Consider the following 16,843-nt stretch of genomic DNA (forward strand, 5'->3'; position numbering starts at 1 on the left):
CCGAGGAAGGACTGTTCGATGTCCGACGCCGACGCGGTCGTCATCGGGGCGGGGCCCAATGGTCTGGTCGCCGCCAACGTTCTCGCGGACGCCGGTTGGCGGGTCGTGGTGTTGGAGGCGCAGGACACGCCCGGCGGGGCGGTGCGCAGTGATCGGGGTGTGCGTCCCGACTTCGTCAACGACCTGTTCAGTTCGTTCCATCCGTTGGCGGTCGCGTCGCCCGCGATCGGGGCGCTGGGTCTGCACGAGTGGGGTCTGCGCTGGGCACAGGCCCCGACGGTGTTGTCCCATCCGTTGTCCGACGGCCGGGCGGCGGTGCTGCGGCGCGGATTCGAGGGCACCGCGGACGGTCTCGCGGACGACTTCGGGGCGGCGGACGCCGCGGCCTGGACACGTTTGTCGGGGCTGTGGGATCGGCTGGATCCGTACCTGGTGGACGCGTTGTTCGCGCCGTTCCCGCCCGTGCGCGCGGGGTTGGGCCTGGTCGGGCGGGTACGCGCGGGAGGCGGGCTGCGGCTCCTGCGGATGGCGGCGCTTTCGGTGCGGCGGTTGTGCGAGGAGGAGTTCGTCGATGTGGGCGCGCCGATGCTGCTCGCGGGGTGTGCGCTGCATGCGGACCTGTCCCCCGAGGCGCCCGGGAGTGCGGCGTTCGGCTGGTTGATGGCGATGCTGGGGCAGCGGTTCGGGTGGCCGGCCCCCGTCGGCGGGGCGGGCGCGTTGACCGAGGCGCTCGTGTGTCGGCTGGAATCGCTGGGCGGGCGGGTGGTGTGCGGGACACGGGTCGACGAGGTTGTGGTGCGCGGCGGCCGGGCGTTGGGGGTGGTCACCGCCGGCGGCGACGCGGTGCGGGCGACGCGGGCGGTTGTGGCGGATGTGCCCGCGCCCATGCTGTACGGGGGTCTGGTGGCGTGGGACGCGCTGCCGGCGCGGTTGCGGGACGACATGCGCCGATTCCAGTGGGACCTGGCCACCGTCAAGGTGGACTGGGCGTTGAGCGGGCCGATTCCCTGGTCGGATCCGCACAGCGCGCGAGCCGGGACGGTGCATCTGGCCGGGGACCTGACCGAACTGTCGGACTTCGCGGTGCAGGTCGCGTCCGGTCGACTGCCGCGGGACCCGTTCGTCCTGCTGGGGCAGATGACCACGACCGATGCGACCCGCTCCCCGGCGGGCACGGAATCCGCGTGGGCCTACTCGCATGTGCCGCAGCGGGTGGTGGACGACCTCGGCGCGGACGGTCGAGCCGGTTCCGGCGAGGTCCTGACCGGCCGGTGGGACGAGGGCGACGCGGCCGCGTACGCGGACCGGATCGAACGTCGGGTGGAGCGCTTCGCCCCGGGATTCCGCGATCGCGTCCTGGCCCGACGCGTACTCGGCCCGCCCGCGCTGGAGCGGCTCGACGCCAACCTCGTCGGCGGCGCGATCAACGGCGGCACGGCCGCGATCTCCCAGCAACTGGTGCTGCGTCCGGTGCCCGGTACCGGGCGGCCCGAGACACCGGTGGCTCGCCTGTACCTGGCCTCGTCCTCCGCACACCCCGGCGGCGGGGTCCACGGCGCCTGCGGCTCGAACGCCGCCCGGGCGGCGCTGCGCGGCCACCACGCCGCGTCCGGACGCCTGCTCGCCCCCGGACTGGCGGCCGCACAGCGCCTGCTCAGCGGCCCGCGACCCTAGGACCGGCTGCGGTCGCGGGATCGGCGGTGTGTCCGTCGTGCCGCACCACGTCACCGAGAAGTCGGTGTTCACCTGTGTTTATCTGTAATTGTCCCTTGCGTTCGCAACCGGCGGGCGGCACGACGTGGCGAGGCCCGCTGTACGGCGGTGCCCCGCGGCGCGGGCCGTCGTTCGCCGGCCGTGTGGCGTCGGACGCCGTCCACGCCCCGCCCTCGCGGGGTGTGGACGGGCCGTGAGGTGGAAGGGATGCGGATGGCCCCGCCCCGGGCCGCCACCCGACGTCCACCGCCCGCCGGGCCCCGGCGCCCGACACACGCACCGTTCGGAGGCCCATCCCGCGATGACCACCGCCACCGGCAACCCCGACATCACCCGTCTTCGTGCCGCCACCGACCGCAACCTCACCCGCCTGGCCACCCTGGAGGCCGGCACCCGCGCGCACGCCGCGCTGCGCAACGCCATCGTCCAGGACAACCTCAACCTCGCCACCAGCGCCTGCGCGCGCTACACCCGCCGCACCGACCTGCGCGAGGACCTGCGCCAAGTCGCCGCGATCGGATTGATCAAGGCCGTCGACGGCTACCGCCCCGACCGGGGCTCCGGGTTCCTCGCCTACGCCATACCCACCATCGCCGGCGAGCTGAAGCGCTACTTCCGCGACCACACCTGGGCCGTGCACGCCCGCAGAGGCGAACAGGAGCAGTACCTGCGCCTCGTCCGCGCCCGCGACGACCTCGCCGCCCGGCTCGGACGCGAACCCGACCACGCCGAACTCGCCGCTCGGCTCGACACCGACGAGGACACCGTCCGCGTCGGCCTGGAGGCCGGGGCGGCGCTGCGCACCGACTCCCTCGACGCGACCACCCCCGGCACCGACCGGGGCGACGGCCGAAGCTCCTGGCACGAACTGCACGGTGCCCCGGACCCGGCCCTGGACCTCGTGGTCGACCGCGAATCGCTGCGCCCACTGATCGCCGAACTCGGCGAACGCGACCGCCGCATCCTCAAACTCCGCTTCTGGGACGACCTCACCCAGTCCGAGATCGGCGACCGCCTCGGCCTGTCCCAGATGCACGTCTCGCGCCTGCTCACCCGCGCCTTCAGCACCCTGCGCGCCGGCATGCTCGCCACCACCTGACCCCCACCGCACGCACGGCGCCCGAGGCCGTCGCAGCGACCGCGGCCGGGCTATCGCGGGACCGTTCCGCCGCTTTCGGGGCCGCCGAGTCCGGGGCTTGTTCGCGGCCGGTTTCGCCGGGCCGGTTCAGGGTGCACATCCCAGCCCATCGGCAGCAGACGTTTCGCGACGCGCTCCGCCAACGGCTCCACGCCCGCGCCGAGGAGCCGCCGCCCGAGATCGATCAGCACCGCGTCCGGGCCCACCCGCAGCCGGCGCGGGCCCCGCCCGAGACGGCCCGCGATCACCGCCGCCGCACGCTCCGGAGAGGTGAGCGCGATACGGGCGCTGACGCTCGTCAACGCGTCGCCGTCCACGCTCGCCGACTTTCGGGCGGAACCGGCGAAGCCGGTACGGATGCCACCGGGCAGCACCGTCGTCACGCGCACGTTCGCCCGGGACAGCCGCATCTCGTGCCGCAACGCCTCGGTGAATCCCATGACCGCGTACTTCGAGGCGCAATAGGTGCTCATGGCCGGCACCCCGATGAGGCCGAACACGCTCGCGACGTTGACCAGGTGCGCCGCGGAGGATCGGTGCAGGTGCGGGAGGAACGCCCGGCAGCAGTACACGACCCCCCAGAAGTTGCTGCGCATCAACCATTCGAAGTTCTCCAGGCTCGTCTCCTCGAAAGGAGCGACCAGGCCCACTCCGGCGTTGTTGATCACCACATCGACGCCGCCCAGGCGCGCCGCGGTCTCGTCCGCCCACGCCCGCACCGCGTCACGGTCGGCCACGTCCAGGCCGGTGGCACGTGGTCGGTGTCCGCAGGTGGCGGCGACGCGTTCACCGGTGTCGGCCAAGGCCCCCTCGTCGGCGTCGGCCAGCGCCAGCCGGGCCCCGCGTCGGGCGAATTCCAGTGCCAACGCCCGGCCGAGCCCCGAGCCCGCCCCGGTGAGCGCCACCACCCTGTCGTCCCAGTTCCGCATCGACGCCACTCCCGCCCGGATCCGCGTAGGTACCGGTCGAAACGGCCCGGTGAACGCTGCGGATACCCTTCCGGTCCCGTTCGACTCCCGTTCCGCCGTCCCCCGCGAATCCCGTGTCCGGGGTGTGGGCGCCCGCAAGCGGGTAGTCGCCGAACATGGCGCGACGACAGCAGCTGATCAACGCGACTCCGGCACGGGTCTGGGAAGTGCTCGCCGATGCGCGGCGCTACGCCGAATGGGTGGTGGGCACCCGCCGCATCCAAGAGGCCGACGACTCATGGCCGCAGCCGGGATCGCGTCTGGTGTACGAAGTCGGCTTCGGGCCGATCACGTTCCGGGACGAATGCATCGTCCGGGTCTGCACTCCGGGCAGCCGTCTGGAACTGGAGGCCGTGGCCTCGCCGCTGGGGACGGCGCGGATCGGCATCGAACTACTGCCGTGGGACACCGACACCGTGGTCCTGGTGGACGAGCACCCGCTGCGCGGACCGGCCGCCCGTTTCCATGGGCCCCGGGCGAAGCCCTCCTGCATCTGCGCAACCGCAAGATGTTGCGCAATCTCGCCCGGGTGGCCGACCAGCGGTCGACCTGAACACCGAGCGGGCCGCCCGGCGCAGATCGTGACGACCCCGTGCGCGTCACGCCATCGCCGAGGTCTGCGACCGGCGCGGTCGTGGCCGGGAACGAGGTCCGGCCCTCGCGGGATGCTCGCGAGGGCCGGATCTGCTTGGCGCCGTGATGCTCGGACGTGGAGGAACGGCCGAATCGGTGGGGTCAGCCCCGGTGGTCGCCGTGCTGCGGCGCGTGCTGCTCGCCGTGGTGCTTGCCGTGGTCGTCGTCGCTGTCGTCGACGTTCAGGCAGACGTTGCCGAACGCCGGGTTCAGGACGGCGATCACGTCGATCGTGTTCCCGCACAGGTTGACCGGGATGTGGATCGGCACCTGGATGTTGTTGCCGGAGATCACACCGGGAGAGTCGACGGCCGCGCCGTTCGACTCGGCCTCGGCGTGGGCCGCGCCCGCGCCCGCCAGCACCACGGCCGCGCTGCCGGCCATCAACACGCTGACCTTCTTGAACGTGCTCACACACACTCCCGTTCCTCGCGGGCTCCGCCTCTCGCGAAGCCCTGCCCCCGGACCAACGACACCGATGGCCAATGGGTGCGGCCACGCGCGACGGATCATCCATTCGCCACGTCGGGACCCGCCCTGGCCGTGGATCGCCGACCGGTTCCGAAGGGGGTTCCGCCGCGGCGAGGGCCGGTTCGCACGGGCCCCGAACCGTCACCTCGTCCGCGCGCGCGGCGGCTCCCCCTTCGAAACGCCGACGATCAGCCGGCGTCGGCCGCGGCGGCGGGGAAACGCTCCCACACCCGGTGCGCGCCCAGGAGTTCGACCACGTCGGCCAGGACGCCGCCCGCTTCCTCGGCCAGGATCACTCCCGGGGAGTCGGTCGGGATGCCGGCCGCCGTCAGGCAGTCCTCGCTGCCCGCCCAGCCGCCGATGGGCTTGGCGTGGCGGTATGCCTCGGCGAGCATGAGCACGATGCGCGGGTCGGTGGCCGACGCGGGCGTGCCGTTGCCCGCCTTGGCGTCCCGCGCGCCGTACGCGTCCTTGCCCGGCGCGGGGGTGCCCGCGAGCAGGATCGCGTCGAACTCGACGGAACGCGCGGTGGTGAAGGTGCGCTGGACGGGGATGGGCGCGGCGTCGCCGTCGGCGCCGAGTTCGCCTCCGGTGGGAGCGATGACCAGCGGCACCATGCCGGCGTCGAACACCGCCTGCCGCACCGCGCGTACACCGTCCAGGTCCGCGGTGAGACCGGCGACGATGCCGATCACGCGGCCGTCGACCGGCCACGTCCCGCGGATCTGGGACAGCGCGGGGCTGGGCTGGACCGAGGGCAGCGGCTCGGAGGGCGCGGGAGCCGGCAGCCCCAGGCCCTCCGCGACCCGGGCGCACAGCACCGGGTCGATGTCGGCCAGGACGCGCAGGTTGCGCTCCTTGATCGCCGGTTCGTGGCACTTGCCGAGCTCGAACGTGTAGGCGGCGGTGACGTGTTCGCGTTCGATCGGGGTCAGGCTGAGCCAGAACAGCCGGGGCTGGCTCGTGTGGTCGGCGAAGGACGCGGGCGCCTCGCGGACCTTGGTCGCCGCCGGCAGCGGGACCGGTACCTCGACGTAGCCGCCGAGGTCGGCGCCGGCCGTGAACGGGCAGCCGCCGTCCAGCGAGTTCGGCCGGTAGGGGGCGACGCCGCTGTGTACGGCGTCCTGGTGCAGGCCGTCCCGGAGCATGTCGTTGACCGGGGCGTGCGGCCGGTTGATCGGGATCTGCGCGAAGTTGGGCCCGCCGAGCCTGCTGATCTGCGTGTCGAGGTAGGAGAACAACCGGCCCGCGAGCAGTGGGTCGTCGGTGACGTCGATGCCCGGGACGAGATGGCCGGGGTGGAACGCGACCTGTTCCGTCTCGGCGAAGTAGTTGCTCGGGTTGGCGTTGAGGGTGAGCAGGCCGATCGGCCGCACGGGCGCGAGTTCCTCGGGCACGATCTTGGTGGGGTCGAGCAGGTCGATGCCCTCGAACGTCTGGTCGGCGGTGTCGGGGAAGGTTTGGATGCCCAACTCCCACTGCGGGAACGCCCCGGCCTCGATCGCGTCGGCGAGGTCGCGCCGGTGGAAGTCGGGATCCATCCCGCTGATGAGCTGCGCCTCCTCCCACACCAGGGAGTGCACGCCCGCCTTCGGCTTCCAGTGGAACTTCACCAGCGTCGTGCCGCCGTCCGCGGCCACGAGCCGGAAGGTATGGATCCCGAAACCCTCCATCGTGCGGAACGAGCGCGGGATGGCGCGGTCGGACATGTTCCAGATGGTGTGGTGGGTGGCCTCGGTGTGCAGCGACACGAAGTCCCAGAAGGTGTCGTGGGCGCTCTGGGCCTGCGGGATCTCCCGATCGGGATGCGGCTTCCCGGCGTGGATGATGTCCGGGAACTTGATCGCGTCCTGGATGAAGAACACGGGGATGTTGTTGCCGACCAGGTCGAAGACGCCCTCGGTGGTGTAGAACTTGGTCGCGAATCCCCTCGTGTCCCGCACCGTGTCGGCGGAGCCGCGCGAGCCCAGCACGGTGGAGAAGCGCACGAACACCGGCGTCTCGACGTCCTTGTCGAGGAATGCCGCCTTGGTCACGTTCGCCGCGTTGCCGTAGCCGACGAACACGCCGTGGGCCGCGGCGCCCCTGGCGTGCACGACGCGCTCGGGGATGCGTTCGTGGTCGAAGTGGGTGATCTTCTCCCGCAGATGGTGGTCCTGGAGCAGGACCGGTCCGCGCGGGCCGGCCTTGAGCGAGTGATCGGTGTCCGGCAGGCGCAGTCCCTGGGCGGTGGTCAGGTACGCGCCACCCTGCGCCACTGTCGCCTGGTCCGCGCCCGTGGGCTGTCCGGTCGGGCTCACCGTGTCCGGGCCGCTCTGGTCCGGCTTGGGCGGAAGGGGCTCATGCGGCCGGGTCGGCTCGTCGAGCGGGGCCGGTTCGCTGCCGGGACTGCCGGGGATGACGCCGGCGGGGTCGGGCTTGCGGCTCGCGGGCTCGGACTTGGCCATGCTTCCTCCGGGGAGACGGGGTTTCCGAAGACGGGGGTTATGGGAGATCAGGAGTTCCGGAGCGGTGCACAAGTGCCGACCGGCGGAACTCCTTTCGGGCCGGATGCCTCCGACGCGGACGGGGCCGAATCGGTCGTGACCTCCGCGCTACCCGCGCGCCGCGGATCCAATCGCCCTCCTCGGCGTGGCGCCGGGCCCCGCGTCCGATCGAGGGGGAGCCCGCCGGAGTCTCGCCGCGCGCCGCGCCACGCGCGCACGCATGCTCGGCCCGCGGCCCCGCGCGTCGGGAGGGGCATGCACCCGAGAACCGCGGGTAGCGGCCCGATCCCGCACCGGCGACGGCGGTGGCCCGGCCACCGTGTCATCGACCCGCGAAAGGACCCGCGATGAGTACACCGTCCGAGGAGACTCCCCCGCCCCCGCAGCAGCAGAGTGCCCCGGGTACGACCGAGGAGATGGCGCCGCCTCCCCGGGACGAGATGGCCGACTACCGGGGCAGCGGGCTCCTCGACGGGAAACGCGCGCTGATCACCGGCGGCGACTCGGGTATCGGGCGCGCGGTGGCCGTCGCGTTCGCCAAGGAGGGCGCCGACGTCGCCATCGCGTACCTGTCCGACCAGGAGGACCGGGACGCCGCGCACACGCGCCGGCTCGTGGAGGCGGCGGGGCGCAGGTGCGTGGTCCACCGCGCCGACCTGTCGATCGAGGACAACTGCCGGGTGATGGTCGAGCACGCCGCGACCGAACTCGGCGGGCTCGACATCCTCGTCAACAACTGCGGCACGCAGAACCCGGTCGACGACCTCGAGCACCTCGACAGCGCCCAATGGGAGTACACGTTCCGGGTGAACATCCACAGCTTCTTCTGGACCACCAAGGCCGCGCTCGCGCACCTCCCGTCGGGTGGCAGCGTGATCAACACGTCGTCGATCAACGGTCTGCGCGGGAACAAGACCCTGATCGACTATTCCGCGACCAAGGGCGCGATCCTGGCGCTCACCTATTCGCTGGCCCAGTCCTTCCAGGAACGCGGCATCCGGGTCAACGCCGTCGCCCCCGGACCGGTCTGGACCCCGCTCATCCCGGCCACGTTCCCGCCGGAAAAGGTCGCCTCGTTCGGGCAGCAGACGCCCATGGGACGCGCCGCACATCCCGACGAGATCGCCCCGTCCTACGTCTTCTTCGCCTCCGGTCGCCTCTCCGGCTACTACTCGGGCGAGGTCCTGGCCCCGATCGGCGGCGAAACCCTTCCCGGCTGAGGCGGCCGACGAGGGACGGCTGCGTCCGGTGCGGTGATTGTCGGGCGCCCGCGTGGGCAGCGGTGTCGGCAGTGCCGTCGGGGGCGCACGCGTATCGGGTCCGCACGGAGCGGCCACCGCCCGAGGAAGGGACATGTCGTGACCGACACCCCACAAACCGGTACCGGAAGGCGCCTGCGGACTCGTTCGCGGGCGGATGTGTGGGGGCGAACCGTGCTGGTCACGGGGGGCTCGCGCGGTCTGGGCCTGCTGATCGCGCGCGAGTTCGCCCGGCTGGGGGCGCGGGTGACGATCTGCGCCCGGGACGAGGAGGAGCTCGTTCGCGCCGCGGCGCTCATCCGCGACGACACCGGCCGCTCGGTGGCCTGGGAACAATGCGATCTGAGCGACGCACAGGCCGTCGACGCCCTGGTCGCGGCGGTGACGAAGCGGCACGGCCCGGTGGAGGTCCTGGTCAACAACGCCGGGATCATCACCGTGGGCCCCCTCGCGACGCTGGACGTGGACGCCTTCCGCCGGGCGATCGAGGTCATGTTCATGGCACCGGTACGGCTGACCCTGGCGGTGTTGCCGGGGATGCGCGAGCGCGGCGACGGCAGGGTGATCAACGTGACCTCGATCGGCGGCCGGATCGCGGCGCCCCATCTGCTGCCCTACGACTGCGCGAAGTTCGCCGCGACGGGGTTCTCCGAGGGCCTGCGTGCCGAACTGGCCGGTTCGGGCGTCAGCGTGACCACCGCGGTGCCCGGACTCATGCGTACGGGCTCGCATCGGGCCGCGCGCTTCACGGGACGGCGTTCGCGCGAGTACGCCTGGTTCGCCGCCGCCGCGTCGCTGCCCCTGGTGTCGATGGACGCGGAGCGGGCGGCGCGGCTGATCGTCCGCGCCGGGATCCGGCGCAGGCCGGAACTGGTGTTGACGGCGGTGGCCAAGGTGGCCGTCCGCGCCCACGGACTCGCCCCGGCGACCACGACCCGGGTGCTCTCCCTCGCCGCGCGGCTGTTGCCCTCGGCGGATTCCTCGGCGACGTCGCGCGAGACGTCGGGGTCGAGCGAGCACGCGAAGGGAACCCCGTGGACCGACCGTGTCGCGGCACTGGGCGAACGGGCCGCGCACCGTTGGAACGAGCCCGGCACGTCCTGAACGACGCCGGACGCGTGCCGGGTGTGCACCCGGCGGATGCGCCGGACCGGGTTTGCGAGGGCGTCCGCCGGTAAGCGGAAGCATGCCACGCCCGCGTGGGCCGAGGCCGCCCACGCTCCGCCACCTGCGGCCCCCGCTTCGGGGGTCGCGAGGACAGGGAGCTCATCGTTATGAAGGCACTGACCTGGCACGGCCGCCGCGACGTCCGCGTGGACACCGTGCCCGACCCCGTGATCAAGGATCCGGACGATGTGATCGTCAAGGTCACCTCCTCCGGGATTTGTGGCTCGGACCTGCACCTGTACGAGGTCCTGGGGCCCTTCCTGACCGAGGGCGACATCCTGGGACACGAGCCCATGGGCATCGTCGAGGAGGTCGGCCCGGGCGTCACGGAGCTGCGGCCGGGCGATCGTGTGGTGGTTCCGTTCAATGTCTCGTGCGGCGACTGCCACACCTGCGGTCAGGGCCTGCACTCACAGTGCGAGACCACCCGGGTGCACGAGTACGGGATGGGTGGATCGTTGTTCGGCTACACCAAGTTGTACGGGCAAGTTCCCGGCGGGCAGGCGGAGTTCCTTCGGGTGCCGTTCGGCAACCGGCTCCCCGTCAAGGTTCCCGACGGGCCGCCGGACGACCGTTTCGTGTACCTGTCGGACGTACTGCCCACCGCCTGGCAGGCCGTGGAATACGCGGCCGTCCCACCCGGCGGCAGCGTGGCCGTCCTGGGCCTGGGGCCGATCGGCGACATGGCCTGCCGCATCGCCCTGCATCGCGGCGCCGGAACCGTCATCGGCATCGACCTGGTCCCCGAGCGACTGCGCCGCGCGCACGAACGCGGCGTGACCGTACTGGACTGGAACGCGCACGACGACATCGCCGAGGCCGTCCGCGACCTCACCGGCGGACGCGGCCCCGACGCGGTGATCGACGCGGTCGGGATGGAGGCGCACGGCGCGCCCGTGGCCAAGTTCGCCCAGCAGGTGACCGGACTGCTGCCGGACGCGGTCGCCGCGAAGCTGATGCGCACCACCGGCGTCGACCGGCTCAGCGCGCTCCACGCGGCCATCGCGATCGTGCGCCGCGGCGGCACGATCTCGCTGTCCGGGGTCTACGGCGGCATGGCCGACCCGATGCCCCTGCTGACCATGTTCGACAAGCAGATCCAACTGCGCATGGGGCAGGCCAACGTGCACCGCTGGGTCCCCGACCTCCTCCCCCTGCTCGGCGACGACGACCCGCTGGGTACCGACGACTTCGCCACCCACCGGATCCCCCTCGCCGACGCGCCCGGAGCCTACGAGCGCTTCCAGAAGAAGCAGGACGGCACCGTGAAGGTGCTCCTGCGCCCATAACCGGTCCCGGCCGTGTGCCGCGCGTCGGACCGCTCCGGCGCCGGCATGTGCGCATCGACGATCACCACGTCGGGAGACCGGCGCGAGGACATCCGCGCAAAGTACTACGACGGCTGTGTTCTGTGCATCGACCCACCCGATCGGCACGCATAGGTTCGAACCGATCGCGGGCGGTGACCTTGTCCGGTGTCGGTGGAAGTCGACGCCGTGGAACCGACGCGCCCGTGCCCGCCGCCGACGAGGAAGGTCGACGTGGACATCGACGACACGGACATCGACAAGCCGTACAGCGAAGGACCGGAGGACACCGCGTCGCGCGGCATCACCCGGAAGAACCTGTTGAAGGCCGCGCTCGTGGCGGCGCCGCTGCCGTTCCTGATCGGCGGCGTCCCCGCACTGGCCCGCTCGGCCCGCGACTCGGGTGCCGACCTGGAGCCGACGCCGTTCTGCCATGACGGCGACGCGCCCACCATCGAGCAGACCGAGGGGCCGTACTTCAAGCCCAATTCGCCGCTGCGCACGGTACTCGCGACGTCGAGCACCCCGGGCATCCCCCTCACCGTGACCGGCTTCGTCTTCGGCCGGCAGTGCCAACCACTGGCCAACGTGCTGCTGGACTTCTGGCAGGCGGACACCAACGGCGAGTACGACAACGTCGGATACACCTTCCGCGGCCACCAGTTCACCAACGCGCAGGGCGCGTACACGCTCACCACGATCGTGCCCGGCCTGTACCCGGGCCGCACCCGACACCTTCACGTGAAGGTCCAGGCGCCGAACAAGCCGATCCTCACCACCCAGACGTACTTCCCGAACGAACCGCGCAACAACACCGACACCATCTTCGACCCCCGCCTGCTCATGACGGTTCGTCAGGTGGGCTCGGGGCGCGAGGCGTCGTTCGACTTCGTGCTGAACATCAACGGCACGCCGCCGACGACCCCGCCCACCGGCCGCCCCTGGAAGGCCGGTACGAACTACGCCGTGGGCGACCAGGTCACCTACGGCGGCGCGACCTACCGCTGCCTCGTGGCCCACCTGTCCCGCCCCGGCTGGGAACCACCGAACTACACGTTCCTGTGGCGACGCCTCTGACCCCCGCCAAACCCGACCCCGGCCGGCCCCGGCCCACATCCCGGGACCGGCCGGCGCCGAACGGCGAAACCCCGGACGCACGGGAGCTTTTCCCCGTCGTCCACCGAGTCGTCCTCCGGCAGGTCGAAACTCGCGTGCCACTCCTCGCGGGTTTCGAACGGAGCGGGCGGCGGCTCGTCGATGTAACCCAGTGCCGTTTTCCAGAAGTCGCCGAGTAGTTTCGCGTCCGTGCAGTCCATCGGGCGGCCGGCCGTCGGGTTTTACAGGCTTTCCAATAGGTCGGTGAGGGGCGCGGGGATCCGGGTGGGGGTGAGGGCCCTGGTCAGCAGGTGGGCGTAGCGGATTTTGCGGCCCTTCTTGGTGCCGAGGAAGCGGCGCATGCGTTGGGGTGGGAGCCGGTTTTGTTGGGCGGGTTGGCGTACGAAGGTCTGCCAGGCTCGGAGGTCGCCCTCGGAGTGGATGATCTCCTCGATCCGTGGCACGCCGAGGGCGCGGACGAGTTCGTCCTCGAGGTCGGCCGTACACACGAACAGCCCGGCACGAGAGGCGTGTACGCGGTCGAAGCCGCGATCGTAGAAGGGCTTCTCGGCCTCGTCGCACAGTCCGACCAGGCGTAGGCGCAATCCCGGCGACCCCAGGAGGCCGGCGTAGCGGCCGATGCTCATTGCGCCGCCCATCGCCAGGACGCACACCCCCTCGGAGGCGAGGTCGCGGCCACCGAGCGCGGCGAGGGTTTCGACGGCCGCGACATCGCTCGGGCCTTCCAGCAGCACCGCCGTCCGCACCCCCAGTTCCTCGGCCAACTCCCCCGCCGACTCCCCGGAGCCGCCTGCCACCCAGCCTGTGACCGCATCCCGAAACGCACCCATATCCGCCATGCGGGGATTCTCCCCCGCGCGTCCTGACGCGGCACCCGGATTCCATCCGACGCACTCCGCAACCCGCCGGAGACCGAAACCGTCCGGTGAGACCCCAAACCGGATCCCGAGGCACTCGAAACACTTGTCACAGCCCTGACCTGCGGTCTTCCCTCGCACCGAGCCTCCGGCACCCCAGGCGATCCGGGTTCGTGAACCTTCGTCACCCACAACTCGTCGGGTCGTCGAAGGACTTGGGCTTCCTGGCGGGTGTCGTCGGGGAGGGCGGTGGTGACGCGTCCGGCTCCGGGGTTCGGATCGGCTGGACGACCTGCGGCGGGTTCTGGGCGGGTCAGGGGTTGTTGCGGTGGAGGGCTCGGCCGGGGAGGGCGTTGGTGGGGGTGCCGTCGCGAAGTGCCGGGATGCCGTTGATCAGGACGTGGCGCATGCCTCGGGCGTAGCTCTTGGGGTTGGCGTAGGTGGCCGTGTCGGTGACGTCGGCAAGGCGGAAGATCGCCACGTCGGCGTACGCGCCGGGGGCGAGGAGGCCGCGGTCGCGTAGGCGCAGGTTTGAGGCGGGCAGGGAGGTCATTCGGCGGATGGCCTCCTCCGGGGTGACGATGGCCTCGTCCCGGGCGTAGCGGCCGAGCACGCGGGCGAAGGTGCCGAAGGCCCGGGGGTGGACCGGGTGGTCGGCGAAACGTTCGTCGGCGGCGGGGGCGTCGGAGTCCGAGCCGACCGAGACCCAGTCGTGGGCGAACGCCAGCCGGGTGTTGTCCTCGTCGCCGATGAAGTAGGCGGCGTCGGCGTGCGGGGCGGCCACGACGATGTCGAGGAGGGTGGTGATCGGGTCGGCGTCGCCTCGGGCCTCGGCGATGTCGGCGATGGTGGATCCGGCCGGGACGTCGATGTCCGGATGGTGGGACAGGACCACGACGCCGGGGGCGCCGCCGCTCATCCGCCACAGGCTTTCCCAGTCGCCGCCGTCGCGGATCGCGGCCGTGATGGTCGCGCGATCGGCGGGGTTGCCCAGGCGCTCCCGGAGCCGGTCGGCGCCGCCGAGGTGGAACGGCGGGGGGATGGCGGAGGCCAGCAGGGTGCTGCCGGCGGCGTAGGGGTAGATGTCGGCGGTGACCTCGATGCCGGCCGCCCGGGCGGACTCGATCCGCTCCAGCACTTGGCGCATCTTGGGTCGGTTGTCCCGGCCGGCGGTCTTGAGGTGATAGATCTCGGCGCGGGCGCCGGAGTCCCGGGCGATGTCGAGGAGTTCGTCGACGGCCTCCAGGAGGCGGTCGCCCTCGTTGCGCAGGTGTGAGATGTACAGCGCGTCGTGCCGGGCCAACACCCGGGCGTAGGCGGTGAGTTCACAGGTGTCGGCGTAGGTTCCCGGCGGGTAGATCAGGGCCGAGCCGACGCCGAGCGCGCCGTCCGCCAACTCCCGGTCGAGCAGGGCGCACGCGCGGGCGAGTTCGTCGTCGTCGAGCGGGCGGCCCTCGGTGCCGGCGACGGACATCCGCAGGTTGTCGGCGCCGACGAAACTGGCGACGTTCTGGCCGACGCCCGTCGATTCGAGGTGCGTCAGGAAGTCGCGCAGGCGCGGCCAGGCGGCGCGGGCGCCCTCGGGAAGTGCCCCGAAGAGTTCGATCATGGGCTCGGTCATCGCCTCGGTCACCGGGCCGAGCGAGACGCCCTCGCCGAAGATCTGGGTGGTCACGCCCTGGTACAGGTCGGACAGGCCGCGGGGGTCCTGTTGGAGGGTGAAGTAGGCGTGGCTCAGCACGTTGACGAAGCCCGGGCACACCACACAGCCCTGTGCGTCGATCTCGTCACGCCCCGCGACGGCGCCGATGTCACCGATCGCGACGATCCGCCCGCCGTCGATCGCGAGGTCGCCGTCGTACGCGGGGGATCCGCTGCCGTCGACGAGGGAACCGGCACGCACGACGAGGTCGACGAGCCGGTCGGCGGCGTACTCGTTCACAGGTGCCGCGACGGTCGCGTCGGGTTGCGTATCGGGCTGCATGTGGAACCTCTCGGGTATGGGGAACCCGCCGCCTCCCCGAGGCTCCCCGACGTTTCCCGAGTATCGCCCGCGGTCCGGTCCGGAGCCTCGGATCCGTACACGAGTGACGTGCCGAAGATGTGTCCGTGCGGACGAAGACCCGTCACCACCCGGCGGTGCGGAGGCATCGGCGGTTTCCGGATCGGCCGGGTGGATCGATGCGATGGCCGGTCCGGCGACGGTGACCAACCTACGCACCGGCGCGCCCGCGCGGTGTGTCAGTCGGTGGGCGTGGCCGGCGTCGGGAGCAGGGCGCGGAAGGCGTCCGCCCACTCGTGCATCGGGCCCGGGTCGATGCCGTCGATCACCCGGCGGCGGGTCATCGCCGCGACCAGGGCGCCGAGCGCGTGGGGGCGCAGGTCCACGGCCGGGTCGACCCCGAGGCGGGTGGCGGCGATGGTGACGATGCGGTGGGCGACCGTGTCGATCAGGGCCACGCCGTGGTCGTGTACCGAGCGCACGCCCAAAAAGCGGCGGCGCAGCGCGTGTCGGCGGGCGGTTTGTTCGGCGTGGTCCTCGAAGTTGCCCTGGCTGACCGTCATCGCGTGTTCGAGGGCGGGGATCAGGTCGAGGTCGGCGGGGGCGGCGGCGAAGGCGTTCAGGATGAGATCGCCGAAGTCCCAGCCGAACAGCAGCGATTCCTTCGTCGGGAAGTAGCGGAAGAAGGTGCGGTGGGCCACGTCGGCGCGGCGGCAGATCATGTCGACGGTGGTCTGTTCGAAGCCCTGGTCCTCGAACAGGTCGAACGCGACCGTGGAGATCACCTGCCGGGTGCGCGCCTTCTTGCGCTCGCGCAGGCCCGTGGGTGCCTTCGTCTCCCCCGCCGGTCCGTCCATGTCGCCGCACCCCTGTCGCTCGTGGCCCGGCGCCGCCCGCCGACCCCCGGAGATGGTACGCAACCACGACCGGCCCGGGGCCGCGACGGGAGACGCACAGCCGACATCGACTGTTCGGCGGCGCGTAACACTCGCCGGTCACGACCGAGCGGGGACCGCCGACAAAACCCGCACGACCCGGGCCGGGCCCGCGCCTCGGGCGCGGGAGTGAACGCGTACGTCGCGTCCTCGCTGAACAGGTCGCCGAGTCCGGTGTAGTCGCCCGCGTCGTAGAGCAGGCTGTACGCGGCGACGAGATCCTGGTTCGCGGCCCGGTGTACCAGGAACCGCGCGTCGAGATGGTCGACGGAGTCGGGTTGCGGATATCGCGGGTCGGTCATCGTGCAGTGGTCGCCCTCCACCTCGGCGGCGGTGTGCGGGTACGGCCAGGTGGAACGCCACTCCTCGCCCGTCATCGGCTCCTCCGGCGAGCCCGGGACGCAGCGCGAGTCCCACACCACGACCCGTCGGCGAGGTCGAACGTGCCCGCTCGCGACGAACGTTCACATGTCGCGTACATCGGTCACAGGTGCAACAGGCACGGAAGCGCATCGATTCGGACGAATTTTCCTCGCCGGAGCCGGCTCGCACACCCGAAAGGGCGGCGTCGACGCGTGTCGACACCGCCCTCTCACCACCGTGGGCGCCTCAGCAGCAGCGTGTCTGCGGCCGCTCCTCCCGTCGGCGGGTCCGCCAGGACTCGTACTCGCGTCGGGTCGGCGCCGGGCGGTCCGGATGCTCCCGCAGGTGTCGCCGGCAGTGCCGCTCGTAGTCCGCGTCGCCGGAGATCTCCCGCAGGTACCACCGCACCCACCCGAACACCCGCCCGG

At 71.9% G+C, this 16,843-nt stretch carries 14 protein-coding genes and 1 pseudogene; 6 read left to right on the forward strand and 9 right to left on the reverse strand.

Annotation, left to right across the window (positions count from 1 at the left end):
- Nucleotides 1-18 precede the first annotated feature (18 nt).
- Nucleotides 19-1,674: a phytoene desaturase family protein gene (locus B4N89_RS00930; RefSeq protein WP_078973962.1), complete on the forward strand. Its 1,656-nt coding sequence runs from the start codon at nucleotides 19-21 to the stop codon at nucleotides 1,672-1,674.
- Nucleotides 1,675-2,014: 340 nt separating this feature from the next.
- Nucleotides 2,015-2,812 carry a sigma-70 family RNA polymerase sigma factor gene (locus B4N89_RS00935; RefSeq protein ID WP_078973963.1) on the forward strand — a complete coding sequence of 266 codons (798 nt, stop codon included), beginning with the start codon at nucleotides 2,015-2,017 and terminating at the stop codon, nucleotides 2,810-2,812.
- A gap of 50 nt (nucleotides 2,813-2,862) precedes the next feature.
- Here B4N89_RS00935 and B4N89_RS00940 read toward each other — a convergent pair whose 3' ends face one another.
- The 3 genes from B4N89_RS00940 to B4N89_RS00955 form a co-directional block, all read right to left on the reverse strand.
- Nucleotides 2,863-3,780 (reverse strand): SDR family NAD(P)-dependent oxidoreductase, encoded by a 918-nt coding sequence (locus B4N89_RS00940; protein ID WP_078979025.1) that lies wholly within the window; start codon nucleotides 3,778-3,780, stop codon nucleotides 2,863-2,865.
- Between the two features lie 774 nt (nucleotides 3,781-4,554).
- Entirely contained in the window at nucleotides 4,555-4,866 is a 312-nt protein-coding gene (locus tag B4N89_RS00950; protein WP_078973964.1) for a chaplin, read from the reverse strand.
- A 245-nt stretch (nucleotides 4,867-5,111) separates the two neighbouring features.
- Complete coding sequence (locus B4N89_RS00955; protein WP_078973965.1) at nucleotides 5,112-7,370, reverse strand: catalase; 2,259 nt, start codon at nucleotides 7,368-7,370, stop codon at nucleotides 5,112-5,114.
- A 386-nt stretch (nucleotides 7,371-7,756) separates the two neighbouring features.
- On the opposite strand from B4N89_RS00955, the gene B4N89_RS00960 reads away from it, so the two are divergent.
- From B4N89_RS00960 to B4N89_RS00975, 4 genes are all read left to right on the forward strand, one after another.
- Nucleotides 7,757-8,629, forward strand: a complete 873-nt coding sequence (locus B4N89_RS00960) for an SDR family oxidoreductase (protein WP_201260769.1) — start codon at nucleotides 7,757-7,759, stop codon at nucleotides 8,627-8,629.
- 213 nt (nucleotides 8,630-8,842) lie between these two features.
- Nucleotides 8,843-9,772, forward strand: a complete 930-nt coding sequence (locus B4N89_RS00965; protein ID WP_235618417.1) for an SDR family NAD(P)-dependent oxidoreductase — start codon at nucleotides 8,843-8,845, stop codon at nucleotides 9,770-9,772.
- A 170-nt stretch (nucleotides 9,773-9,942) separates the two neighbouring features.
- Nucleotides 9,943-11,124: a zinc-dependent alcohol dehydrogenase gene (locus B4N89_RS00970; protein WP_078973967.1), complete on the forward strand. Its 1,182-nt coding sequence runs from the start codon at nucleotides 9,943-9,945 to the stop codon at nucleotides 11,122-11,124.
- A 252-nt stretch (nucleotides 11,125-11,376) separates the two neighbouring features.
- A complete protein-coding gene (locus B4N89_RS00975; protein WP_078979027.1) occupies nucleotides 11,377-12,219 on the forward strand; it encodes a carbohydrate-binding protein in 843 nt (280 codons plus the stop codon).
- 92 nt (nucleotides 12,220-12,311) lie between these two features.
- On the opposite strand, the pseudogene B4N89_RS51140 reads toward B4N89_RS00975, so the two are convergent.
- From B4N89_RS51140 to B4N89_RS01000, 6 genes and pseudogenes are all read right to left on the reverse strand, one after another.
- A pseudogene (locus B4N89_RS51140) lies at nucleotides 12,312-12,458 on the reverse strand (VOC family protein); the annotation flags it as partial.
- Nucleotides 12,459-12,479: 21 nt separating this feature from the next.
- Nucleotides 12,480-13,097 (reverse strand): TOPRIM nucleotidyl transferase/hydrolase domain-containing protein, encoded by a 618-nt coding sequence (locus B4N89_RS00985; protein WP_078973968.1) that lies wholly within the window; start codon nucleotides 13,095-13,097, stop codon nucleotides 12,480-12,482.
- 331 nt (nucleotides 13,098-13,428) lie between these two features.
- On the reverse strand, nucleotides 13,429-15,099 hold the full coding sequence (locus tag B4N89_RS00990; RefSeq protein ID WP_078973969.1) for an N-acyl-D-amino-acid deacylase family protein: 1,671 nt from the start codon (nucleotides 15,097-15,099) through the stop codon (nucleotides 13,429-13,431).
- 257 nt (nucleotides 15,100-15,356) lie between these two features.
- The gene (locus B4N89_RS00995; protein ID WP_078973970.1) at nucleotides 15,357-15,974 is read right to left on the reverse strand and encodes a TetR family transcriptional regulator; all 618 of its coding nucleotides are present in this window, start codon (nucleotides 15,972-15,974) and stop codon (nucleotides 15,357-15,359) included.
- Nucleotides 15,899-16,429 carry a nuclear transport factor 2 family protein gene (locus B4N89_RS53285; RefSeq protein WP_143657795.1) on the reverse strand — a complete coding sequence of 177 codons (531 nt, stop codon included), beginning with the start codon at nucleotides 16,427-16,429 and terminating at the stop codon, nucleotides 15,899-15,901. Before B4N89_RS53285 ends, B4N89_RS00995 begins: the two co-directional genes overlap by 76 nt.
- Before the next feature lie 232 nt (nucleotides 16,430-16,661).
- On the reverse strand, nucleotides 16,662-16,823 hold the full coding sequence (locus B4N89_RS01000; protein WP_201260770.1) for a CstA-like transporter-associated (seleno)protein: 162 nt from the start codon (nucleotides 16,821-16,823) through the stop codon (nucleotides 16,662-16,664).
- Nucleotides 16,824-16,843: the final 20 nt, after the last annotated feature.

It is taken from the genome of Embleya scabrispora, assembly GCF_002024165.1.
GTDB classification, from domain to species: Bacteria; Actinomycetota; Actinomycetes; order Streptomycetales; family Streptomycetaceae; genus Embleya; species Embleya scabrispora_A.

Coding starts and splice junctions, on each gene's coding strand:
- B4N89_RS00970 (WP_078973967.1), top strand. CDS start 9,943: ATGAAGGCACTGACCTGGCACGGCCGCCGCGACGTCCGCGTGGACACC.
- B4N89_RS00990 (WP_078973969.1), bottom strand. CDS start 15,099: ATGCAGCCCGATACGCAACCCGACGCGACCGTCGCGGCACCTGTGAAC.
- B4N89_RS00935 (WP_078973963.1), top strand. CDS start 2,015: ATGACCACCGCCACCGGCAACCCCGACATCACCCGTCTTCGTGCCGCC.
- B4N89_RS00955 (WP_078973965.1), bottom strand. CDS start 7,370: ATGGCCAAGTCCGAGCCCGCGAGCCGCAAGCCCGACCCCGCCGGCGTC.
- B4N89_RS00985 (WP_078973968.1), bottom strand. CDS start 13,097: ATGGCGGATATGGGTGCGTTTCGGGATGCGGTCACAGGCTGGGTGGCA.
- B4N89_RS00930 (WP_078973962.1), top strand. CDS start 19: ATGTCCGACGCCGACGCGGTCGTCATCGGGGCGGGGCCCAATGGTCTG.
- B4N89_RS53285 (WP_143657795.1), bottom strand. CDS start 16,429: ATGACGGGCGAGGAGTGGCGTTCCACCTGGCCGTACCCGCACACCGCC.
- B4N89_RS00940 (WP_078979025.1), bottom strand. CDS start 3,780: ATGCGGAACTGGGACGACAGGGTGGTGGCGCTCACCGGGGCGGGCTCG.
- B4N89_RS00960 (WP_201260769.1), top strand. CDS start 7,757: ATGAGTACACCGTCCGAGGAGACTCCCCCGCCCCCGCAGCAGCAGAGT.
- B4N89_RS00995 (WP_078973970.1), bottom strand. CDS start 15,974: ATGGACGGACCGGCGGGGGAGACGAAGGCACCCACGGGCCTGCGCGAG.